Source organism: Streptomyces sp. NPDC003284, assembly GCF_053589675.1.
This window is the reverse complement of sequence record NZ_JBSFSI010000008.1, coordinates 200322-222280: the sequence shown is the minus strand read 5'-3', so window position 1 is coordinate 222280 and position 21959 is coordinate 200322. Positions and strand designations below refer to the sequence as shown.

Here is a 21959-nt window from a genome sequence, read left to right as displayed (position 1 = left end):
GAGCCGCGCCGAGCCGCGCCGTGCCACGCCGTGTCGCGCGGAACCGCCTCCGCCCCGCGCACCCGCTACTCCGTGCACCCCTTCTGGCCCGACGCCAGCGTCACGCACGCCCGCGCGCCGGTGGCGTCCGCGACGGCCACCATCGGCGTGTACGCGATGCCGCCGCCCGTGGCCGGGACCGTGTCCCGCTCGGTGTGCGCGCCGACCGTGATCCGGATCTCGTCGCCCTGCCCGGCCCGGATGACCCGGCCCCAGGCGGCGCCGCAGGTCTTGCTGTAGCGGACCTCGACGAGAGCGTTGCCGATGGTGACGCTGCGGTCCGTGGTGCCCAGACCGCCGCTGCTGCACCCCATCGCCTGGGCGTCCTTGCCGGTGCAGCCGTCGGCCACGCACTTCACGCCGGGCGGCGGGCTCGGCCGGGTGGTGGCCGAGGGCGAGGGCGAACCGGTCGCGCCCGCCGTCTTCTTCCCGCCGTCGCCGCCCGTGAAGTACAGGACGCCGCCGATCACCGCGAGCGTCGTGAGCATGCCCGCGAGGAACATCGCCGACTGGCGCCGGAAGCCGCCGCCGGTGGCCGGGGCGGGCGGGGCGGGCATGGAGGGTACGGCGTTCGCGGCGCGCGGCGGTCCCGGTGGGGCCACGGCCGGTGTGCCGCTGCCGGGGGTGGCGCTGTCCGGGCGGCGTACGGGGCCGCTCGCGCCGCCCGGCCCGGCGGGCACCGCCGCCGCGGGCCCGGCCGGGCGGACGCCCATCGGCGCCGGGCCCCGGTACCCGGCCAGCCCCCACGAGTTGACCTTCGGGGCCTCCCGCTCCCCCTCTTCTTCTTTCTCTTCTTTCTCTTCTTTTTTCTGGTCCTTCTGGTCCTTCTGGTTCTTCGCCTTCTTCGCGTCCGCCCCGGGCTCCTCGGTCCCCTTCCGGGTCCCGCTCCGCGCGTCCTCGCGGGCGTCCGCGTCCGACGCGGTCGGCTGCGGCGGCACCGTGGGGGACACGCCCGCCGGGCCCGCGATGCCCGGAGCGGGCAGCCTGGTCGCGGCGGTGGCGTCCGGCACCGGTGTGCCGGGCGGCTCCTCCTCCAGGGCGACGCGGGCCTGGGCGACGCGGATGGCCTCCATGGTGCGGTCGTGGCGCAGTTCCGCGCGGCTCCAGGCGCGTTCGGCCAGCTCCCACATGGTGGTGAGATGGACCGGGTCGGTGCCGGTCACCTCGGCGAGGGCGATCACCGCGCCCTTGGGCGCCAGCAGCCGCCCGCCCAGATAGCGTTCCCAGGACGTCTTGCTGTAGCCCGTGCGGTCGGCGAGCGCGGCGACGCTCAGCCCGCTCCGGTCCACGAGCCGACGCAACTGGCCCGCGAACTCCTTGACCTGCGGGTCCAGTTCCTCGGGCAGGGCCTTCCAGCGAGGCATCGCTGCTCTCCCCCTCTTCTTTCCCCGGTACGTACCGGCTCTTCCCCGCACGGCGCCTGTGCGGTGCCCGTGCGGAGGACGCGGACACACCGCCGTACACGCTGATTGTCCACGCCGGGGCCTGTCGTCACATCCCCGTCCCCGGACGGCTCCGGCCGCCGCTCAGCCCAGCGCGACGGCGCCCACGACCACGGTCACCAGCAGCGCGGCGAGCAGCGCGAGGGCGTACAGCAGCAGGCGCCCGCCGGGCCGGCCGCGCCGCCGCTCGTCCAGGCCCTCGGGCCGGTCCCACCAGGGCACGGTGGGCACCTCCTCGTAGCCCTCGCGCACCTCGCCGTCCGGCGCGTCCGGCCCCCGCGGCACCGGGACCGCGACCGGCACGGAAGCGGGCGCGGGCGCCGCCAGCGGTGCGGCCAGCGGTGCCGTCCGGGGCCAGACCTTGACGGCCATCTCCCAGCGCACGGTGTGCCGTTCGGCGTCCGCTCCGGTCAGGCCCGCGACCCGGCACAGGGCGGCGACCGCCTGCCGGGGCGGGGGCTGGGTGGCGTTGAGATAGCGCTGCCAGGACGACTTGCTGTACGCGGTGCGCGCGCCGAGCGCGACCAGGCTGAGCCCGGTCCCGTCCTTGAGCAGCCGCAGTTGCTCCACGAAATGCCGTACCTCCGGCGGCAGATCGTCCGGCAACGGCTGCCAGGCGCCCATCGCTCACCTCACCTCCCGGCGGCCACGGGGCCCGCCTCGCGGCGAGTGACGACGACGGCGCACCGGCCGGTTCCCACGCCGGTCATGGACATGGCTGTGGCGAAGCGCGGACACCGTAGCGGAACGGTCACTTCCGTGCCACAGCGCACAGACAGGCGTTGAACGCCTGTTCCCCGTGGAGCAGGGTTGATCCCGGCGGCGGCCCGTCCTTACTCGGGGGAGAGGATGGGCCGCCGTCACGCTACTCAGGATGATGCAGGAACCGCGTCAGCGGTTGCGTACGGTGTAATGCAGAACGTCGTCCAGGAACGGGATCTCCAGCCACGGCCGGGGCTGGGCCATCAGTGCCAGCAGCACGACGGCCAGGCCCAGTACGCCGTAGGTGACGATGTCCGTGAACCGGGAGCGGACCGCGAGCATGCCGACCCGGGGCAGCAGCCAGCGCAGCACGGCGCCGCCCAGCAGGCCGATGCCGACCAGCAGCAGCCCCACCCGGAACGCGTCCAGGGCGATCACCAGCAGGCCGACGCCGACCGTGATCAGGACGGACAGCAGCGGCCACTGCCGGGCGGGCGCCGGGGCGTCACCGGGAGCGGCCCGGCCGCCGCCCTCGGGGCGCGCGGTGTCCCGGGTGAACAGCGGGAAGCGGCGCGTGCCGCGCGGGCGGCGCCCCTTCCCGGCCGCGCCACCGGACCCGCCGCTTCCGTCCGGGCCGCCCGGCTCCTGGCCGGTCCGCCCCCGGCCCGCCCGGCGCAGCCTGCCGCGTACGGTGCCGCTCGCCTCAGCCGACACTGCGCTCCGCCGCCTCGACCACGTTGACCAGCAGCTGGGCCCGGGTCATCGGGCCGACACCGCCGGGGTTCGGGGAGAGCCAGCCAGCCACCTCGGCGACGTCCGGGTGCACATCGCCGACGATCTTGCCCTCGGCGTTGCGGGAGACGCCCACGTCGAGGACGGCGGCGCCCGGCTTGACGTCCTCCGCGCGGATCAGGTGCGGGGAACCGGCCGCGGCCACGATGATGTCGGCCCGCCTGAGGTGGGCGGACAGGTCGCGGGTGCCGGTGTGGCACTGGGTGACCGTGGCGTTCTCGCTGCGCCGGGTGAGCAGCAGCGGCATCGGGCGGCCGATGGTCACCCCGCGTCCGACGACCACGACCTCGGCGCCCTTGATCTCCACGCCGTGGCGGCGCAGCAGGGTCAGCACGCCGTTGGGCGTGCAGGGCAGCGGGGCGGGCTCGTTGAGGACGAGGCGGCCGAGGTTCATCGGGTGCAGCCCGTCGGCGTCCTTGTCCGGATCCATCAGTTCGAGGATGCGGTTCTCGTCGATGCCCTTGGGCAGCGGCAGTTGGACGATGTAGCCGGTGCAGGCCGGGTCCTCGTTCAGCTCGCGGACGGCCGCCTCGATCTCCTCCTGGGAGGCGGTGGCGGGCAGCTCGCGCTGGAGGGAGGAGATGCCGACCTCGGCGCAGTCGCGGTGCTTGCCCGCGACGTACTTGCGGCTGCCGGGGTCGTCCCCGACCAGGATGGTGCCGAGGCCGGGCGTGACGCCCTTCTCCTTCAGCGCCGCCACCCGGGCGGTCAGATCGGACTTGATCGCGGCTGCGGTGGCCTTGCCATCGAGAATCTGGGCGGTCATGGCCCCATCCTCGCGGATGACCGGCCCGCTGTTCCAATCCGGTGTGCCGAACCGGGCGGCGGCGCCGTTCGCATCCGCACGCCCTGCCGTCCACCCGCCCGTCGCGTCCATGATCAGTGATGTTGCACTTGCACAACACCCGCCGGATACGACTGGACAAGTAAGCATTCGGTCAAGAACGATGGACGGCACAGTGCCGCGGGCAGCTCATCGGGGGGACGGACCGCTTTCTGTAGAACTCTCCTCCGTACGGTGCCGCGCGTCGTCCCCGCACTTGATCCACGGAGGAACCACCGCCATGAGTTACGGCGACCCGAACAACCCCTACGGCGCCCCGCAGCAGCCCGGCTACGGCCAGCCGCAGCAGCCGGGCCAGGCCCCCGGCTACGGCTACCCGCAGGCCCCGCCGCTGGGCCAGCAGCCCTACGGCGGCGCCCCCCTGACCATGCCGGGCAATGTGAGCGCCGCCCGGGTGATGCTCTGGGTGATCGTCGGTCTCCAGGTGATCGGCGCGGGCCTGTTCGCCGTCTCGGCCGCGACCATCAACGCCGCCCAGAAGGACGACAGCCTCAAGGACAACTCCGCCTTCCAGCAGCTGGCCGACTACTCGACCGGCAAGCTGTGGGCGCTGGTGGTCTTCGCGGTGGTCTGGGGTGTGCTCGCGGCCGTGCTGGCCACCAAGTTCACCTCCGGCGGCAACGGCGTGCGAATCACCATCCTGGTCTTCGGCATCATCACGGCGGTGCTCGGCCTGTACCCGTTCACGCTGGTGGGCATCGTGCACCTGGTCCTCGCCATCCTGATCGCCTGCTTCGTCGGCGGCTCCAAGGGCAAGGCGTGGTTCAACCGCCCGCGTTACTGAGATCCGACCGTCCTACCGAGCGGTTCCCGCCGTTCACCCCCGGGGCCGTGTCTCACCCTCACGAGGGCGGGCACGGCCCCGCTGCGTCGCCCTAGTCTGGGATCCGTAGCCGTCAGGCACGGGGAGACGCACCTTGTACAGCATCATCGTGGTACCTCCGCCGACCACGGAGGACGAACGGACCGGCGGCCAGTTGCGGCTGGCGCCCGGCGACCATCTGTCCTTCGGGCGCTCCGCCCCGGACAACGACCTGGTGATCGGGCACGACGGGGTCTCCCGCCGGGCCGGACGGATCACCGCGCACGGCGCCTTCTGGATACTGAGCAACCTCTCGGCCCGGCAGACCTACGTCGTGGAGAACCCGGAGGGCGCGGGCGAGCACATCAAGGTGGGGCCGGGCCGCCTGGACGCGCCGGTGCCCTTCGAGTTCTCCCGGATCGTGCTGCCCGCCGCCGGTGACCTGCTGCCCATCGAGGTGTGGGCGCCGCGCCACGACTATCTGCACGGTGCGGGCGGCCCGGACGGCGAACCCACCGTGCCCGCCTTCTCCGTGGACCGCGCCAAGCGCTACTTCGCGGTGCTCGCCGCCCTGTGCGAGCCGCGCCTGCGCGGCGAACCGCACGCGCCGCTGCCCACCGTCGACCAGGTCGTGGAGCGGCTGCGCCCGCTCTGGCCGGCCGCCTCGCGCACCTCGGTGCAGTGGAACATCGACTACCTGGCCGTGAAGCTGCGCCTCAAACCCGGCCCGGACACCGCCGAGTCCGGCCCGCGGCTCAACGGCAAGAAGGAGTCGCTGGTCTCGCTCGCCCTCCGCTTCGACCTGGTGCGCGAGGACGACCTGGTGGTGCTGGCCGGGCCGGGCCGCACGGTGCTCCCGGCCGCCCCGGGCCCGGTGGAGCGGTGACCGAGCCGTACGCCGTGCCGGTGCCGCGCGGCTACCGGGTGGGCGTCTGGGAGGTGCGGCGGCCCCTGGCGACGGGCGCCTTCGGCAGCGTCTACGAGGCCCGGCGGACCGGCGGCGGCCATGGCGCGCTGCCGCAGAGCGCCGCCCTGAAGTTCCTGCCGACCGGCACCGGCACCCCGCGCCGCCTCACTCATCTGCGTGAACTCGCGGACCGCGAGGTGGCGTTGCACCGCCGTCTGCGCCGCCCCCGGCTGATCCGGATGTACGAGACGCTGACCGTGGACGATCCCGGCTGCCCCGCCCTGGACGGCGCCACCGTCCTCGTGCTGGAGAAGGCGGAGGGCTCGCTCGCCGCGCTGCTCGCCGCGGGTCCCCGGCCCGCCGCCGGGCCCGTGCTGCTCGCGCAGATCTGCGAGGGCCTGGCGCAGCTGCACCGGGCGGGCTGGGTGCACGGTGACCTGAAACCGGCCAACGTGCTGCTGATGCGGGACGGTTCGGCGCGGCTGGCCGATTTCAACATGGCCGCCGAGCTGGAGGGCACCCACGCCTACTCCCCCGGCTTCTCCACCTCCGACTACACCCCGCCCGAGCTGCTGTGGTCCGAGATCGGGGAGCGCGGGCGGCGGATCCGCCCGTCCGCCGACGTCTGGGCGTTCGGCGTGCTCGCCCATCTGACCCTCACCGGCGCGTTCCCGCTGCCCGGCGGCATCCCCACCGCCCGCCGGGACGCGGCCGTCGCCTACGCGCGCGGCGCGGCGGGCCTTTGTCTGTCCCCCGGACTCCCGGACGCCTGGCGTGCGGTGCTGCCGCTCTGCCTGACCCGGACGCACGCCGACCGGATCGGCACCGAGGCGCTGCTGCGCCGGGTCGCCGCCGCGGCCGGGACCGCACGTCCTTCGCGCGTGCCCCGGCTGCCCGTGCGCGCCGCCGGGCACCGGCACCGCACCCGCCTGCTCACCGGCGGTCTGCTCGCCACGGCCGCCGTCGCCGCCCTCGGCTACGGCATCGGCACCCTGGCGCACGAGCCGCCGCCCGCCGAGACCTCCGCCGCGCTGCCCGGCGCCTCGGCCGCGCCCGCCACCTACGGCGCCCCCGAACTCCGTACCGACCAGGGCGTACCGCCCTCCTACCGGCCCCTCATCGTCGACGCGGCGCACGCCTGCCCGAACGCGGACGTCACCCCCGCGCTGGTCGCGGCCATGCTGAAGGCGGAGAGCGACTTCGACCCCAACCTGTCCGATCCCGCCAAGGACGAGTACGGCATCGCCCGCTGGACGCCGCGCGTGCTGCGCTGGTGGATCCGCCCGGACGGGCAGCCGGAGGCGACGGTCCCCCGGCCGCCGTTCCCGGCCCGCGTCTCCATCCCGGCCATGGGCCGCTACCTGTGCTTCATCGCCCCGAACCTGGCCCCGGGCCTGCCGGGCGACCGGCGCGTCCTGATCGCCGCCGCCTACCGGACCTCGTTCCGCAAGGTGAACGACGCGGGCGGAGTTCCCCCGAAGTACCGCGACTACTGCGCCCGCGTCGCCCACTACCTCAAGGAGTACACGCCCCCGGGCCGCAGGTGACCCTGAGAACTCCGAGGTACCGCTCGCGGCCGGAGGCGTCCTCAGCGGTGGGCGCGCCGGGACCGGCGGCTCATCCTCGTGTTCTGGAACGCCACGCACTCCCAGCGTCCCTCGCGGCGGTGCAGCGTGAAGGTCTGGAACTTGTCGAAGCCGATCCGGCCGCGCCTGCCGATGCCGCCGACGGTGGTCACCACCGCCGTGGACTCGTCCGGCAGCCGCACGTCGACCGGCCTGACCGCCATGCGCGTGCCCTTCTGCCACCGGGCGAACACCTCGCGGTGCGTCCGCTCGATGGCGGCACGCCCGAACAGGGCGTCCCCCATGAAGATCACGTACGAGGCGTCCTCGGCGAACTGCGCCGCGTAGCCGGTCGCGTCCCCCGCGTCCCAGGCGTCCCGGATCCGGCCGAGGAACTCCTCGACCGTGTCGTCACTCGTGACCGTCATCGCCGTCTCCTGTGGTCGGGTGCCGTACGGCGGCGCCGCGCCGCACCACGTCATTTCGTTCTCACTGAAACTATTCCTACTGAAACGAATTTGGCAAGCCCCGCCACGGACAGAAGCAGGAACCGGGCAGCCGCCGGAGGGCCGGACAGCCGCCGGAGGGCCGGAAGTCCGCTCACCACACCCGGGCGGGCCGCCCCCCGGGCTCGGCGGCGACATTGGCGTGGACGATGCCGAGCAGGCGGCGCAGTTCGGCCTTGTCCCCGGCCGTCAGCCCCGTGGTCAGCCGCCGCTCCGAGGCGCCCGCGAGCCGGATCAGTCGCCCCAGTTCGGCCCGGCCCTCCGCCCGCAGGCGGACCAGTTTCACCCGGGCGTCGTCCGGCGACTCGCGCCGCTCCACCAGCCCCCTGTCGATCAGCAGCGTGAGCAGCCCCACCAGACGGCTGGCCGGGATGCCCAGCGAGGAGGCGAGTTGCTGCTGCGTACGCTCCTCGCCGTCCCGCAGCCCGCGCAGCACGGCGAAGTGCCGCGGATGCAGGCCCTCCTCGGCCAGGGCGGACTCGAACGCGAGAGCCGCCGCGTTGCCCACCGAGGCGATCACGAAGCCGAGCGGCTCGTCCGCCCCGGCACTGCGCGTGGCAGGTCCTTTCCTCATCCGGGCAACGTAGCAGCCGGCCGTTCCCACCGAAACGGTCCGCCCGGGGACCCTGAGACATCCGAGGTACCCATGGTGACGCCCGTCTGACACGGTGTGACCACTCCGCTTCGGCGGTACGACCACCTTCGTCACATGGGGGAACCTGTGAACGTGAAGAAGCCCGCCGCGCTGCTCGTCGCGGCCACCGCCCTGCTCGCCGGAACCTCGGTCGCGGCCTCCGCGTCCGACCCGGCCGGCACCCGGGTGACCAGCCTCCGGCAGCGGGCCGAGCAGGTCCTGGCGGGGCATCCCGAGCCCCTCCACGTCACCGCCGACGCGGTGAGGTACGACGGCCTCACCGTCACCGACGCACCCAGGAACAGGGCCGCCCTGAAGAAGGACCTGGACTGCGCCTACGGCCACCTCTGCATGCTCGTCAACGGCCAGAAGTTCGACTTCTACAAGTGCCAGACCTGGAACCTGAACAACTGGACCGGCAACGGTCCCTTCACCAACAACCAGACACCGGGCACGGTGGCGAAGTTCTTCAACAAGGACGGCAGCGTCCGCTGGACGTCCACCGCCTACCAGGCGGGCACGGCCACCTGGGACCCGATCTGGTCCCTGCGCCCCTGCTGATCCGGACCCGGACGGCAGCGGTGCGCGGAGGGGACGGCCGGCCCCTCCGCGCACCGCCCGGCCGTGTGCGGCACGCGCTCTACGCGTCGCAGTGCCCGCTGTTCGGAGGCGTCTTCGAGGTGCGGGCGACGGTGAAGGTGGTGGCACCGTTGGTGCCGTCCTTGGCGTACGAGACGTTGTGGCCCGGGACGGTCCAGGTGTGGCCGTCCAGGGTGATGTTCCAGTAGCCGATCGTCTCGCGCAGGACGGGGGCGATCTCCACCCAGCCGAACTGCTTGGGCGGCACATGGACCTGCACCTGTTCGGCGGTGGTGCTCTCCTGGAGCCAGCTGAAGGAGGCGCTGAACTCGGTGGACAGGAACTCGATCGACAGGCCCACGGTCCGGCCGAAGGAGAACTCGGTCCCGGTGGTGTGCGACCAGGTGATGTAGTACTCGGCGTCCCGGCCGGGGCTCTGGTTGTAGAGCACGCGTCCGGCCACGCAGCCCTCGGCGGCCCGGTAGGCGGACGGCTTCTGGAGGGCGACGAACGCGCACTTGTTGGCGTCCGGGCTGAACGCGCACCGCTCGGCGGCCTGCTTGAGCACGATGCCCAGGATGCCGGGCGCGGTGGCGCCGCCGCTGCCGAGCCGCCAGGTGTTGTGGTCGTTGTCCGCGTCGGTGTCGCAGGCGATCCGCTCCACCTTCCGCGCGGTGTGCGGCCAGACGTCCTCGGCCAGCGCGGTCAGACAGCGCGCGGTGTCGAAGCGGTTGCGGACACGGAAGACGGACGGGGTCTGCGTGCCCTTGTCGGCGCCGTCGGGCAGCACCGGTTCGATGAACCACATCTGCTGCTTGCGCGCGGGGTCGCAGTCGGCGAGTTGCAGGTGGTAGGGCCCGAGGACGTCGTCGTCCTCGTCGACGCACTTGCCCTTGAGGCGGTTGACGATGGTGACCGCGCCGAACCGGTCGTCCGTCGGCCGCAGCGACCACTGCTGCCAGGCGAGACCGCGGTCGGGGTCGCGGGTGACGGCGGTGTCGGGCTTGAGGGAGTTCTCCAGGCTCAGCACCTGGTGCGGCAGATCGGCGTTCTCGATGGTCAGGCACTCCAGGGAGCCGGGTCCCGCGCACGGGCCCGAGCCGATCGGGGCGAGGTCCGTCCAGTCGAGCCAGACGTCCTCCCGGCTGCCGTCCCGGGTCCCCGCCGCCAGCCGGGACCGCTGGTAGAGCGTGTCGGAGCCCTTGCCCACGGCGAACACGTCGAAGCCGACGGACTTTCCGCGCGGGGCGCTGTACACGGCGACGGACTGCGCCTTCTCGTCGTCCAGCGCGCGCCAGCCGCCGCCCCAGATGCCGTTGGGGTCGGTCGCGGACGCGGAGCTGGTCTGCGTCCGGTAGGCGACGTGGTCGTCGGCGTCGATGCCGAAGACGGCGAGCCGCCCGTCGGTGTGGGTGGTGACGACGGGCCGTCCGGGCACCGCCGGGCCGATCTTCTGGCTCTTGTCGGTGGCCCAGACACCGGCCGGTCTGTCCGGCGTGCCGGGCGCGGACTGCGTGGTGGTCCACAGCCGGCCGTCGCTGCGGTTGCCGAAGACCTGGAGCAGGGTCCCGGCCTTGCGGAGGTTGACGGCCACGGAGACGTTGCCGGTGTAGCCGGTGCCGATCTCCTCCCAGGCCGGCCAGTTGTCCGCGGGCAGCGGTGTCTGCGACGTGCTCGGCTCCTTCTGCGCGGTCACCCGCAGCCGCCCGTCGTCCTTGCGCGCGACGACGGTGATACGTCCGTCACCGGCCACCACGGCGGCGGGGCTGCCCGCCCAGGTGCCGGGCAGCGCCTCCCACTTGCTCCAGTCCGCGCCGTTGGGCGCCTTCTGGACCCGGTGCCACAGACGGCTGTCGGCTCCCCTGACGAAGAGTTCCAGACGCCCGTCGGTGTTGCCCTCCACGAACCCCTTGGCGTTCGGCGAGGGGCTGCTGTACGTGTTGTCGTTCGCGACGACCGCGGGTGCCCCGGCGACGGACGTGTCCGGCGGGGTGCCCAGGTCGCCCCACGCCGTCCAGTCGCCGTCGGCCTTCTGCCGCTGGATCCACAGATGGCCGTCGGCCCGCCGTACGAACACCGAGGGCCGCTTGTCGAGATCGCGGGCGGTGACGGGGTCGCCCGCCGCCGCGCCCCCGGTGCTGGTCCAGTCGCTCCAGCTGTCGTCCTCCTGGCGGTGCGTCCGCCGGTACACGGTGTCGTCCGTACCCCGGGCGAAGACCATGGCCTCGCCGTCCGCGGTACTGGTCACCACCGGGGTCCCGGCGGGAGAGGCCGCGGTGACGGCGGCGGGACGCGGGGCGGCGGCGGAGGGGGGTGCGGCGGCGACCGGTGCGACACCGGCCACCACCAGGCCCACCGTGGCGAGTAACGCTCTTCCGTCGTACATGGAAACCTCCGGTACGGATGCTTCGGATACGGCGGGGTGACTCTAAGGTCGGCCGGTACGAAGAGAGGGTGAGCGTTCCGCTCAATCACCTGAACCGGCGAGGTGTCGAACGTGAGCCCCACGTTTGAGCGCCGAGAGGAAGGGGGTCCAGGCGCTCCGCGGGAAGAGGAGGACGGGACCGGCGGGGTTCTTGGAGTCGCGCAGGGGGACCAGCGGTGCAAGGTGGAACGTGATCTCAACACAGTCACCGCCTGTGCCGTTGCTGTAGCTGGATCTACGCCAGCGGGCCGCACTCAAGTCGGTCGTCTTTGCGGGCTTCATTGCTGTAGTCCTCTGCTGCTGCCTCGATCAGGGCCAGGGACGCCCCTGGTGCCAACGCGGCGGCCCTAAGCACATCGTACGACTCCCGGTAGTCCATCACGAGCGCCGGATAGTCGATGACTTGGCCACTGTGCAGGCCCTCCATGTACACCAGCGGGGGCGCATCGACAAAGGTCATGATCTTGAGCATGCCCATCATGAGCGGGTGGCTGCCCGAGATTTCCGGAACCAGTTGAAGAATCGACCGCGTGGACCGGATCCTCCCCGCGATGTGCATGAGCAGATCCGCCATGCCCGCAGGCGGCAGCACACGTCGCCGCAGAACCGACTCGTCCATGGTCACCCAGAACTTGGGCGGAGCAGGGTCCGCGAAGACCCGAGCCCGCTTCATGCGGGCAACGACCTTCTCCGTCACCTCTTCCTCGGACGCCCGGGGCATGGCCGCCTGCGTGACAGTCGCCGCGTACGCCTCGTTCTGCAACAGGCCAGGTACGAGCGTCGGCGCCCACTCCTCGATGCTCAGCGCACGTTGCTCCATTTCCGCCACGTCCGCGAAGTACTCGGCGATGCCCACTTGCCGCGCCCGCGCCGCGTCTTCACAGCGCCGCTCGAAAAAGCCGTCCGTGCCCAGCCTTTGATCCGCGTGCCGCGCGAGATCCAGCGGCATCCGCCGCTCGCCCCGCTCGATCTGGCTCAGGAACGAGATCCCCCGGAAGCTGCCCTCGGCCAACTGCTCCAGCGTGAGGCCCGCCGCCTCGCGCTTGAAGCGCAACTCCGCGCCGTAGAAGGAGGGGACGCTCGTCGAGGCGTCGGGATCCTTGCGAGCAGGCATCGCTCATCACCACCGTTTACCAGTCACCGTGCGCAACCCGAACCCCTGGCACGGTACGCCGCGTTACGCCACTGTGTGAGCCACTCGTCACGCATCGCACACAGAAAGGTGTACGCCCGTGTCGCACCCCCACATCAGGGAAGCCGAGGCCCACTTGGCGGAACTGCGCGCCGCGCTCCTGGCGCACGGCATCACGCTGCCCTCGCTGGGACTCGAACTCCCGTCGCTGGCGGCGTCGTACAGCGCACCGCTCGTCGCGCTCGGGAACTGCAACCAGGCCACCGCGCGGGCGCTGACGGCCGCGCTGCGGAAGGGAGCGGCGGGGTGAGGACGTCGCCGCCACCGCTGGCACTGGAACTGGCCGCGCACCCGAGGGCCGTGGCGGAGGTGCGCCGGGCGGTGCGGGAGCACCTCGGCGTGCCGTGCGGCGATGTGCAGCTCTGCGTCAGCGAGTTGCTGGCGAACGTGATCCTGCACGTCGGGGAGGGCGCCCCCGTGTCCGTACGGGTGCGGTGTCCGGACGGGGAGGACGGCCCGGTCCGGGTCGAGGTGGGCGACCGGGAGCCGCACACATGGCTGGTGGCGCGCGAGGCGGGCGAGGAGGAGGAGTCCGGGCGCGGACTCCTCCTCCTCGACGCGGTGGCGCTGCGCTGGGGCGTCACCCCGAACGGCCACGGCAAGACCGTCTGGTGCGATGTGCCCCTGGGCCCGGGAAGCGGGTGAGGATCAGTGGAAGAAGTGGCGCGTGCCGGTGAAGTACATCGTCACGCCCGCCTTCTTCGCGGCGTCCACGACCTGCTCGTCGCGGATCGAGCCGCCCGGCTGCACGATCGCCTTCACCCCGGCCGCAATCAGGATCTCGGGGCCGTCCGGGAAGGGGAAGAACGCGTCCGAGGCGGCGTAGGAACCGCGCGCCCGCTCCTCGCCGGCCCGCTCGACGGCGAGCTTGCAGGAGTCGACGCGGTTGACCTGGCCCATGCCGACGCCGACCGAGGCGTTGTCCTTGGCGAGCAGGATCGCGTTGGACTTGACGGCCCGGCAGGCCCGCCAGGCGAAGGCGAGCTGGGCCAGCTCGTCGGCGGACAGCGCCTCGCCGCTGGCGAGCGTCCAGTGGGCCGGGTCGTCGCCGTCGGCCTGGAGCCGGTCGGTGACCTGGAGCAGCGCACCGCCGTCGATGGGCTTGACCTCGGCCGGGTGGGAGGGCGCGCCCTGCGCCTTCAGCACCCGGATGTTCTTCTTCCTGGCGAGGGCCTCCAGCGCGCCGTCCTCGTAGTCCGGGGCGACGATGACCTCGGTGAAGATGTCCGCGACCTGCTCGGCCAGCTCCTTGCTGACCGGGCGGTTCACGGCGATCACACCGCCGTAGGCGGAGACCGGGTCGCAGGCGTGCGCCTTGCGGTGCGCCTCGGCGACGTCCGCGCCGGTCGCGATGCCGCACGGGTTGGCGTGCTTGATGATCGCCACGCACGGCTCGTCGTGGTCGTACGCGGCACGGCGGGCGGCGTCCGTGTCCGTGTAGTTGTTGTACGACATCTCCTTGCCGTGCAGCTGCTCGGCCTCGGCGAGACCGGCGCCGGTGCCGTCGGTGTAGAGCGCGGCGGGCTGGTGCGGGTTCTCGCCGTAGCGCAGGGTGTTCTTGCGCTCCAGCGTGGCGCCGAGGAACTCGGGGAAGGCCGAGTCGTCGGCGGGCGCGTAGGACGCGGCGAACCAGCCGGCCACCGCGATGTCGTAGGACGCGGTGTGCTGGAACGCCTCGGCGGCCAGCCGCTTGCGGGCGGCCAGGTCGAAGCCGCCGTCGCGGACCGCGGCCAGGACGTCGGCGTACCGCTCGGGGCTGGTGACGACGGCGACCGAGGGGTGGTTCTTGGCGGCGGCGCGCACCATGGAGGGGCCGCCGATGTCGATCTGCTCGACGCACTCGTCGGGCGACGCGCCCGAGGCGACCGTCTCGCGGAACGGGTAGAGGTTGACGACGACGAGACCGAAGGGCTCCACGCCCAGCTCGTCGAGCTGGCGCCGGTGGTCGTCGAGACGCAGGTCGGCGAGGATGCCCGCGTGCACCTTGGGGTGCAGGGTCTTGACCCGGCCGTCCAGGCACTCGGGGAAGCCGGTCAGCTCCTCGACCTTGGTCACGGGCACCCCGGCCGCGGCGATCCGCGCGGCGGTGGAGCCTGTGGAGACCAGCTCGACCCCGGCCTCGTGCAGCCCGCGGGCCAGCTCCTCCAGACCGGTCTTGTCGTAGACGCTGACGAGCGCGCGCCGGATGGGCCGCTTGTTGCTCTCGGCGGTCACAGGATTACTACCTTTCGTCCCTCGATGCGATAGCCGTGCCGGGCGAGCCGGCTCACGACCTCGACGAGCAGCCTTCGCTCGACTTCCTTGATGCGCTCGTGCAGCGCACTCTCGTCGTCCTCGTCCCGGATCTCGACCACGCCCTGGGCGATGACCGGACCGGTGTCGACGCCGTCGTCGACGAAGTGGACGGTGCAACCGGTGACCTTGGCGCCGTACGCGAGCGCGTCACGGACGCCGTGGGCTCCCGGGAAACTGGGCAGCAGAGCCGGGTGCGTGTTCACGAACCGCCCGCCGAAGCGCGCGAGGAACTCCTTGCCCACGATCTTCATGAACCCGGCGGAGACGACGAGATCGGGCTCGTGGGCGGCGACCGCCTCGGCGAGCGCCGCGTCCCACTCGTCGCGGGTGGCGTGGTCCTTGACCCGGCACACGAAGACCGGCAGCCCGGCGCGCTCGGCGCGCGCCAGCCCCTCGATGCCGTCGCGGTCGGCGCCCACGGCGACGATCTCGGCGCCGTACGACTCGGCTCCGGCCTCCGCGATCGCGTCGAGGAGCGCCTGGAGGTTGGTGCCGGATCCGGAGACCAGCACGACGAGGCGCTTGGCCACGGGCTTGGCGGCCACGGTGGGGCCCTTTCTCGGGGAGCTGTTCTTGTACGGTCGTACGAATGCTTCGGGTCCCCGGATACGGGGAACCCTACGAAGCAGCCGACCGCCAGCAACGATACCGGCACTCCTGACGGCCCCCGTGGGACGGGGGCGCGGCCGGGCGGTAGCGTCTGCACCGGCCTGGTACGGGAACGCGCCGGGGACACCCGGGGAACGCAGTGTGCGCTCCGGGCGTTCAAGGGGTGAGGGACGTGCCGGACACCGGTCCGACCAGTTGTGACTCACCAAGGGGAAGACGCTCACTTGATGCCCGACCGCAGCCTGCGCCTCCGCATCCTCCCAACGCTGTCGGCGCGGGGAGGGGAGCGCGGCACCGTGCTGCTGCGGGAGCGCCCCTCCACACCGCCGGACGCGCCCTCGGGCGGCGACAGCGGCGGCACCCCTGAGGACAATCCCTTCGCCCCGCCCGCCGAGGGCACGCCCGACCAGCCGTGGCGGCCCCGGCACCCGGGCGGCCAGGACTCCGGACAGGGCAACGGCCAGGGGCAAGGGCACGGCCAGGGCCAGGGCCAGGGGCCCGGTGGCGGTCCGTCTCCCTGGGGCAGTCAGTGGAGCGACCGGCAGCCCGGCCGCTCCCCCGGCGGGTTCGGCGAGCGGCCCCAGCGTCCCGGGGGACCCGAGCAGCCGGGCGGCGGACCGGGCGGTCCGGGCGGTCCCGGCCGGGGCTCCGGCATGCGCTGGGACCCGACGGACCCCGCCCAGCGCCGCGCCCGCTTCTCCCTGCTCGCCGGTATGTGGGCCGTCTTCTTCGTGCTCTTCGGCTGGTCACCCGTCGCCCTGCTGCTCGGCGCGCTCGCCCTGTACTGGGGCATCAGCGCGCTGCGGTCCGAGCCGCGCCGGGCCGGTGCCGGGGCGGGGACCGGCCCGGCGGCGGGCGGTGCGGGACGGCCGCAGGTGCCGGGCCCGTTCCCGGGGCAGGCGCCGGGGCAGCTGCCTGGGCAGGTCCCGGGGCAGGTCCCGCCGCAGGGGCAGCTGCCTCCGGCTGCGCCCCAGGCGGGCTCCGGGGCAGGTGCGGGGACAGGCGCGGGGGGCAGCAGCCGCCCGCAGCTCACCGCGGCGATCAGCGGCCTGGTCACGGCGTCCCTCGCCCTCGCCCTGGTGCTGGCCGGTTTCGCCGCGCAGTTCGTCTACCGCGACTACTACTCGTGCGTGAACGACTCGCTCACGCACCAGGCCCAGCAGTCCTGCGACCGGCATCTGCCGCAGGAGCTGCGGGGCATGCTCGGCACGGACGACTGAGACCGCGGGCCGCCCGGCCCCTTCAGCACCCGGCCCTTTCAGGGGGACGGGGGCGGCGGGGCGGTCGGCGGTGCGCCGGGCGCGGGTCCGGTGTCCTCCGCTTCCGGCGGCTCCGGTCGGGCGGTGCCGGTGGTGCCGTCGGTACGGGTGGTGCCGCCGGTACGGGTGGTGCCGGTGGGGTCCGTGGTTCCGGAGGTGCCGCTGCCGGTGTTCCCCGGGCTTTCGGTCTCGGCGGTCGCGGGCGCCGTGGGCTCCCAGCCGGCCGGTCCGGGTCCGGCGACCGGCGGGTCCAGCGGCAGCACGTCGTACGGTTCGAGGGCGGCGTCGTAGCCTGCGGGCAGCAGCCGCCCGCCGGTGTCCGCGCCCCGCGCCCCGCTCGCGACGGCCCTGCCGCCGCCGGTGCTCTGGCCCCTGCCGCCGGTGTTCCCGTCCTTGCCGCCGTCGCGCGGCCTCCCGCCCTCGCGGGGCCTGCCGATGCGCTGCCCGGCCGTCTCCGCGATCACCTGGACCCGTACACCGTGGCAGCGCCAGGCCCGGACGAGCACTGCCGTGGGCACCGCCGCCACCGAGGTCCACAGCAGCGCGGCCCCAGCGACCTGCCAGCCCACGGGGCCGAACGCGTCCAGGGTGCCGTTGCCCAGCGGGCCGCCCGCCAGTTCGGCGAGCACCCCGAGCCCGGTCGCGCACAGCAGGCACGCCAGGGCGGCCCCGCCCGCCGCCCGCCGCCACGGCCAGGCCCGCACCCCGGTCAGGGCGCCCGTGGCGTCCGGTACCTCCCGCACCGCCGCGCCCGCCACGAACCAGCCGATGACCAGCCCGGCCGCCACCGGCACCGCTGCCGTCAGCAGATGCAGCGGCGTACCCGGGCCCGCGTCCGGCACCGCCGCCAGCAGCGGGAAGGGCGGCAGCAGCGGCGCCGGGTCGGAGGCGAACGGGCCGACGGTGTGCCCGACGCCGAGCGCGAAACCGGGCCCGAGCGTGTACGCCGCCGCCCACAGCACCGCGTTCGGCAGCAGCGCCAGACAGAGCAGCAGGATCGCGAACCGGCCCGACCAGCCCTCCGTCAGCCGCAGGAAGGCGCCCTGCGCGGCCCCGCCGTGCCCCACCAGCGACACCCCGAGCACCAGCGCGCCGCCGCCGACGAAGACCACGGCACCGGCACCGGCCGCCCGGGAGGCGGCGCCCAGGCGCGCGCGGGGCCCGGGAGCGAGCAGCAGGCGCCGCACGCCGGGTGAGAACCGGCGCAGCGCCTGCTCCAGGGGCGCGCGCGGGCAGCCGTACGCCGCCCAGACGCCGCTGCCCGCCGCCGCCGCGACGGTGCACGGCACCCACAGCAGCGTCGAGAACCACGCCGGGTGCAGCGCCCCGCCCGCCGCGTAGACCACCGCGCCGGTCGCGACCGCCAGATAGCCGCCGACCACACCTGCCCAGGCGGTGCGCGGGGGCACCAGCGGCCCGCCGTCGCCGCTGTCGGTCGCGTCCCGCGCCGCCCGGTGCACCAGCAGCAGCGGCGCCACGGCCAGCAGCAGCGGGATCAGCCCGATGGGCGCGGGCGCGCCGGTGAGGGTGTCGGCGCGGACCAGTCCGGCGCCGTGCGCCAGCAGCCACAGCGCGGTGGCCGTGTGCAGCGCGCCGCCCGGCCCGCTGTCGGGGTACGGCGAGCTGATCCACAGCACGATGCCGAGCACGGCGAACGAGCCGAGACCGAGCCCGGCCGCGACCACCCCGCCCAGGAGACCGGCGCCGAGTCCGGGTGAGCGGTCCCGCACCCGGGCGCGCAGGCGTGGCAGCGGCGGACGTCCATGGGTCGTCTGGATCACGCCCGCCATGCTCCCAACGTCACACGCATTCCCGGCGCAACAGGCGAACCTCCGCTGTGTCGCTCAATATACGTTTATGTGCCTATTCACACGGAGGGACGCACTGTGACGAGCAGTCATACGAAGCCGCTGCCCCCGCCCCCGCCCCCGGGCGCCCGACACACCGGTACCGACGCCCCTCTGACGCCCGCTCAGACCGGCGTCCCGCTGACGCCCGCTCAGGCATTCGACGCGCTGTACGCCTTCTGCGCTCCCGCCCTCGTCCGCCAGTCCTACCTGCTCACCGGCCGCCGGGACCGCGCCCGCGAGGCCGTGGAGCGCGCCTTCCAACTGGCCTGGCAGCGCTGGCCCGAAGTCGCCCACGACCGCGACCCGGCGGGCTGGATGCGCGCGCTGGCGTACGACTGCGCCCTCTCCCCCTGGTACCGCTTCCTGCCCCGCAACCGGATCCCCGACCCGCCCCCCGCGCCCGCCGACCGCGCCCTCCAGCACGCGCTGCTGCGCCTCCCGCCGTCCTACCGGCGCACGCTCGTCCTCTACGACGGTGTCGGCCTCGATCTGCCGGAGACCGCGGCGGAGACCGAGGCGAGCACCCCGGCGACGGCCAACCGGCTGATGCACGCCCGCGAGGCCGTCGCCGCCTGCCTGCCCGAACTGGCCGACCCGGCGGAACTCCACCGCCGTCTGGTACGGCTCGGCTCCGCCTGGCACCTCGCCGCGACCGGCCCCGCGAAGGGGACCGCGATGGGGACCGCGATGGGCCCGGGGGTGGCGGTGGCCGCGGGTGCGGGGATCGCGGTGGGGAGCGTGGTGGGCGCGGGCGCCGCGGTGCGCGCCGGGGTCCCTGTCGTCGGGGCCCCGGCGGGGCCGGGGGCGGCTCCGGGCGCTGGGTCCGGGACCGGGGCGGGAACCGGGACCGGGACCGGGGTGCCTGCCGGGCCGGCAACTCCGGTGGCGGTGCGCACCGCCGGGGAGCGCAGCACCCGCTTCTGGACGCGGTCCGCCATCGCGTTCACCGTCACCATCATCGGCGCCACGGCGCTCACCCTGCACACCGCGCCCACCCGCTACTTCGCGCCGGTCTCCCCCGGCCACGCGGTCCAGGGCCTCCCGGTGCCGGGCGCGCTCGGCCCGCTGTCGCAGCAGGAGCAGCGACTGCGGGCCGCGCTGAAGAAGCAGGCCGACGCCGGACCGGAGCGGCTGGCACCCGAGGCCCGGTGACCCGGCCGCCCGCGCGGCTTCGGCCCCGGATACGGCGGTGGGCCCGCACCCGGCATGTCGCCGGGCACGGGCCCACCGCTGCTCCGCTTACGCGGAGGCGCTTTCCCAGTGGCTTTCTCAGGCGCTGAGGATGGCGCGGGCCAGCTTGGCCGTCTCGGTCGGGGTCTTGCCGACCTTGACGCCCGCGGCCTCCAGGGCCTCCTTCTTCGCCTGGGCGGTGCCGGACGAACCGGAGACGATGGCACCGGCGTGGCCCATGGTCTTGCCCTCGGGCGCGGTGAAGCCCGCGACGTAGCCGACGACCGGCTTGGTCACGTTGGCCTTGATGAAGTCGGCCGCGCGCTCCTCGGCGTCGCCGCCGATCTCACCGATCATGACGATCAGGTCGGTGTCGGGGTCGGCCTCGAACGCGGCGAGCGCGTCGATGTGCGTGGTGCCGATGATCGGGTCACCGCCGATGCCGACGGCCGTCGAGAAGCCGATGTCCCGCAGCTCGTACATCATCTGGTACGTCAGCGTGCCGGACTTCGAGACCAGGCCGATGCGGCCCGGCTTGGTGATGTCGCCCGGGATGATGCCGACGTTCGACTGGCCCGGGGTGATGATGCCGGGGCAGTTCGGGCCGATGATCCGGGTCTTGTTGCCCTTCTTGCCGGCGTACGCCCAGAAGGCCGCCGAGTCGTGCACGGCGATGCCCTCGGTGATCACGACGGCCAGCGGGATCTCGGCGTCGATGGCCTCGACGACCGCGTCCTTGGTGAACTTCTCCGGCACGAAGATGACGGAGACGTCGGCCCCGGTCTTCTCGATGGCCTCGGCGACGGTGCCGAACACCGGTACCTCGGTGCCGTCGAAGTCCACGGTCTGACCCGCCTTGCGCGGGTTCACGCCGCCCACGACGTTGGTGCCGTCGCCCAGCATGAGCTTGGTGTGCTTCATGCCCGTGGAGCCGGTCATGCCCTGGACGATGACCTTGCTGTCCTTGTTGAGCCAGATAGCCATGGTGTGTTGGTGTCCTCGTCCTGAGTGCTTACTTGGCGGCGTGGGCCAGCTCGGCTGCCTTGTCGGCCGCGCCGTCCATGGTGTCGACGCGCTGCACCAGCGGGTGGTTCGCGTCGGTGAGGATCTTCCGGCCCAGCTCGGCGTTGTTGCCGTCGAGGCGGACGACCAGCGGCTTGGTGACCTGCTCGCCGCGGTCCTCCAGGAGCTTCAGCGCCTGGACGATGCCGTTGGCGACCTCGTCACAGGCGGTGATGCCGCCGAAGACGTTGACGAACACGGACTTGACGTCCGGGTCGCCCAGGATGATCTCCAGGCCGTTCGCCATGACCTGGGCGGAGGCGCCACCGCCGATGTCCAGGAAGTTGGCGGGCTTGACGTTGCCGTGCTGCTCACCGGCGTACGCGACGACGTCCAGGGTGCTCATGACGAGACCCGCGCCGTTGCCGATGATGCCGACCTCGCCGTCGAGCTTGACGTAGTTGAGGTTCTTCTCCTTGGCGGCGGCCTCGAGCGGGTTGGCCGCGGCCTTGTCGTGGAGCTCCTCGAAGTCCGGGTGACGGAACTCGGCGTTGTCGTCCAGCGACACCTTGCCGTCGAGGGCGATGACCTCACCGGAGGCGACCTTGGCCAGCGGGTTGACCTCGACCAGGAGGGCGTCCTCCTTGATGAAGGTGTCCCACAGCGTGACCAGGACGTTCGCGACCTTGTCCGCGACCTCGGCCGGGAACTTCGCGGCCTCGACGATCTCGCGGGCCTTCTCCGGGGTCACGCCGTCGATGGCGTCGATCGGGGTCTTGGCGACGGCCTCGGGGCGGGTGGCCGCGACCTCCTCGATCTCCATGCCGCCCTCGACGGAGGCGATGGAGAGGAAGGTGCGGTTCGCGCGGTCGAGGAGGAAGGAGACGTAGTACTCCTCGACGATCTCGGGGGCCGTCTCGGCGATCATCACCTTGTGGACCGTGTGGCCCTTGATGTCCATGCCGAGGATGTCCGTCGCGCGCGCGACGGCCTCGTCCGGGGTGGCGGCGAGCTTCACACCACCGGCCTTGCCGCGACCACCGACCTTCACCTGCGCCTTGACGACGGACTTGCCGCCCAGACGCTCGGTGATCTCGCGCGCCGCCTCAGGCGTGTCGATGACTTCACCGGCCAGCACCGGTACATCGTGCTTGGCGAAGAGGTCCCTCGCCTGGTACTCGAACAGGTCCACGCGCTTCCGTCCCTATCAGTGATCTCGCGGTTCGTTGGATGCGTGGGCGTGCCGCGAAGGGCAACGTGACGTCCGCGTGTCACAAGGGGGGCGCACACGGTGTCCGAGCGCGCGGCATGTCCATCTCGCAGGTTATCGCCGCTTGCCGGGGCG

The 21959-nt window shown here is 73.2% G+C and carries 22 protein-coding genes; 8 read left to right on the top strand and 14 right to left on the bottom strand.

Features of this window, described 5'->3' with window-relative positions; translation table 11 throughout:
* Positions 1–65: 65 nt before the first annotated feature.
* The 4 genes from ACWDYF_RS19370 to ACWDYF_RS19355 form a co-directional block, all read right to left on the bottom strand.
* Complete coding sequence (locus ACWDYF_RS19370; protein WP_389469795.1) at positions 66–1403, bottom strand: helix-turn-helix domain-containing protein; 1338 nt, start codon at positions 1401–1403, stop codon at positions 66–68.
* Between the two features lie 162 nt (positions 1404–1565).
* The gene (locus ACWDYF_RS19365; protein WP_381736654.1) at positions 1566–2105 is read right to left on the bottom strand and encodes a helix-turn-helix domain-containing protein; all 540 of its coding nucleotides are present in this window, start codon (positions 2103–2105) and stop codon (positions 1566–1568) included.
* A 267-nt stretch (positions 2106–2372) separates the two neighbouring features.
* Positions 2373–2897: a DUF3017 domain-containing protein gene (locus ACWDYF_RS19360; RefSeq protein WP_018564922.1), complete on the bottom strand. Its 525-nt coding sequence runs from the start codon at positions 2895–2897 to the stop codon at positions 2373–2375.
* On the bottom strand, positions 2887–3741 hold the full coding sequence (locus ACWDYF_RS19355) for a bifunctional methylenetetrahydrofolate dehydrogenase/methenyltetrahydrofolate cyclohydrolase (RefSeq protein ID WP_389469802.1): 855 nt from the start codon (positions 3739–3741) through the stop codon (positions 2887–2889). Before ACWDYF_RS19355 ends, ACWDYF_RS19360 begins: the two co-directional genes overlap by 11 nt.
* 298 nt (positions 3742–4039) lie before the next feature.
* Between ACWDYF_RS19355 and ACWDYF_RS19350 the strand changes: the two genes are divergently transcribed.
* From ACWDYF_RS19350 to ACWDYF_RS19340, 3 genes are all read left to right on the top strand, one after another.
* Entirely contained in the window at positions 4040–4603 is a 564-nt protein-coding gene (locus tag ACWDYF_RS19350) for a hypothetical protein (protein WP_381736655.1), read from the top strand.
* Positions 4604–4736: 133 nt separating this feature from the next.
* A complete protein-coding gene (locus ACWDYF_RS19345) occupies positions 4737–5507 on the top strand; it encodes an FHA domain-containing protein (RefSeq protein ID WP_381736656.1) in 771 nt (256 codons plus the stop codon).
* Positions 5504–7075: a serine/threonine protein kinase gene (locus ACWDYF_RS19340; protein WP_389469805.1), complete on the top strand. Its 1572-nt coding sequence runs from the start codon at positions 5504–5506 to the stop codon at positions 7073–7075. Before ACWDYF_RS19345 ends, ACWDYF_RS19340 begins: the two co-directional genes overlap by 4 nt.
* Before the next feature lie 41 nt (positions 7076–7116).
* On the opposite strand, the gene ACWDYF_RS19335 is transcribed toward ACWDYF_RS19340, so the two are convergent.
* Together ACWDYF_RS19335 and ACWDYF_RS19330 are read right to left on the bottom strand one after the other, a co-directional pair.
* On the bottom strand, positions 7117–7521 hold the full coding sequence (locus tag ACWDYF_RS19335; RefSeq protein ID WP_389469808.1) for an SgcJ/EcaC family oxidoreductase: 405 nt from the start codon (positions 7519–7521) through the stop codon (positions 7117–7119).
* A gap of 172 nt (positions 7522–7693) precedes the next feature.
* On the bottom strand, positions 7694–8173 hold the full coding sequence (locus tag ACWDYF_RS19330; protein ID WP_389469811.1) for a MarR family winged helix-turn-helix transcriptional regulator: 480 nt from the start codon (positions 8171–8173) through the stop codon (positions 7694–7696).
* A 135-nt stretch (positions 8174–8308) separates the two neighbouring features.
* On the opposite strand from ACWDYF_RS19330, the gene ACWDYF_RS19325 reads away from it, so the two are divergent.
* Positions 8309–8794: a hypothetical protein gene (locus ACWDYF_RS19325; protein ID WP_381736659.1), complete on the top strand. Its 486-nt coding sequence runs from the start codon at positions 8309–8311 to the stop codon at positions 8792–8794.
* A gap of 79 nt (positions 8795–8873) precedes the next feature.
* On the opposite strand, the gene ACWDYF_RS19320 is transcribed toward ACWDYF_RS19325, so the two are convergent.
* From ACWDYF_RS19320 to ACWDYF_RS19310, 3 genes are all read right to left on the bottom strand, one after another.
* A complete protein-coding gene (locus ACWDYF_RS19320) occupies positions 8874–11198 on the bottom strand; it encodes a hypothetical protein (protein ID WP_381736660.1) in 2325 nt (774 codons plus the stop codon).
* An 81-nt stretch (positions 11199–11279) separates the two neighbouring features.
* Positions 11280–11519 (bottom strand): DUF397 domain-containing protein, encoded by a 240-nt coding sequence (locus ACWDYF_RS19315; RefSeq protein WP_389469815.1) that lies wholly within the window; start codon positions 11517–11519, stop codon positions 11280–11282.
* A complete protein-coding gene (locus ACWDYF_RS19310) occupies positions 11473–12351 on the bottom strand; it encodes a helix-turn-helix domain-containing protein (protein WP_389469817.1) in 879 nt (292 codons plus the stop codon). The genes ACWDYF_RS19315 and ACWDYF_RS19310 overlap by 47 nt, the downstream gene beginning before the upstream one ends.
* Positions 12352–12469: 118 nt before the next feature.
* Between ACWDYF_RS19310 and ACWDYF_RS19305 the strand changes: the two genes are divergently transcribed.
* Together ACWDYF_RS19305 and ACWDYF_RS19300 are read left to right on the top strand one after the other, a co-directional pair.
* Complete coding sequence (locus tag ACWDYF_RS19305) at positions 12470–12679, top strand: hypothetical protein (RefSeq protein ID WP_381736663.1); 210 nt, start codon at positions 12470–12472, stop codon at positions 12677–12679.
* A complete protein-coding gene (locus tag ACWDYF_RS19300; RefSeq protein WP_389469824.1) occupies positions 12676–13074 on the top strand; it encodes an ATP-binding protein in 399 nt (132 codons plus the stop codon). The genes ACWDYF_RS19305 and ACWDYF_RS19300 overlap by 4 nt, the downstream gene beginning before the upstream one ends.
* Positions 13075–13077: 3 nt before the next feature.
* Here the strand turns inward: ACWDYF_RS19300 and purH are convergent, their stop codons facing one another.
* Together purH and purN are read right to left on the bottom strand one after the other, a co-directional pair.
* Positions 13078–14643, bottom strand: coding sequence for a bifunctional phosphoribosylaminoimidazolecarboxamide formyltransferase/IMP cyclohydrolase (gene purH, locus ACWDYF_RS19295; protein WP_389469827.1), 1566 nt, complete (start codon positions 14641–14643; stop codon positions 13078–13080).
* The gene (gene purN / locus ACWDYF_RS19290) at positions 14640–15269 is read right to left on the bottom strand and encodes a phosphoribosylglycinamide formyltransferase (RefSeq protein ID WP_018564910.1); all 630 of its coding nucleotides are present in this window, start codon (positions 15267–15269) and stop codon (positions 14640–14642) included. The genes purH and purN overlap by 4 nt, the downstream gene beginning before the upstream one ends.
* Positions 15270–15560: 291 nt before the next feature.
* Between purN and ACWDYF_RS19285 the strand changes: the two genes are divergently transcribed.
* Positions 15561–16553, top strand: a complete 993-nt coding sequence (locus ACWDYF_RS19285) for a hypothetical protein (RefSeq protein ID WP_389469831.1) — start codon at positions 15561–15563, stop codon at positions 16551–16553.
* Positions 16554–16591: 38 nt separating this feature from the next.
* Here ACWDYF_RS19285 and ACWDYF_RS19280 read toward each other — a convergent pair whose 3' ends face one another.
* A complete protein-coding gene (locus ACWDYF_RS19280) occupies positions 16592–18382 on the bottom strand; it encodes a cell division protein PerM (RefSeq protein ID WP_389469834.1) in 1791 nt (596 codons plus the stop codon).
* A 96-nt stretch (positions 18383–18478) separates the two neighbouring features.
* Here ACWDYF_RS19280 and ACWDYF_RS19275 point away from each other — a divergent pair, with 96 nt between their 5' ends.
* On the top strand, positions 18479–19594 hold the full coding sequence (locus ACWDYF_RS19275) for an RNA polymerase sigma factor (RefSeq protein WP_389469837.1): 1116 nt from the start codon (positions 18479–18481) through the stop codon (positions 19592–19594).
* Positions 19595–19711: 117 nt separating this feature from the next.
* Here ACWDYF_RS19275 and sucD read toward each other — a convergent pair whose 3' ends face one another.
* Positions 19712–20596: a succinate--CoA ligase subunit alpha gene (gene sucD / locus ACWDYF_RS19270; RefSeq protein ID WP_018564906.1), complete on the bottom strand. Its 885-nt coding sequence runs from the start codon at positions 20594–20596 to the stop codon at positions 19712–19714.
* A 28-nt stretch (positions 20597–20624) separates the two neighbouring features.
* Positions 20625–21806 carry an ADP-forming succinate--CoA ligase subunit beta gene (gene sucC, locus ACWDYF_RS19265; protein ID WP_018564905.1) on the bottom strand — a complete coding sequence of 394 codons (1182 nt, stop codon included), beginning with the start codon at positions 21804–21806 and terminating at the stop codon, positions 20625–20627.
* Positions 21807–21959 lie beyond the last annotated feature (153 nt).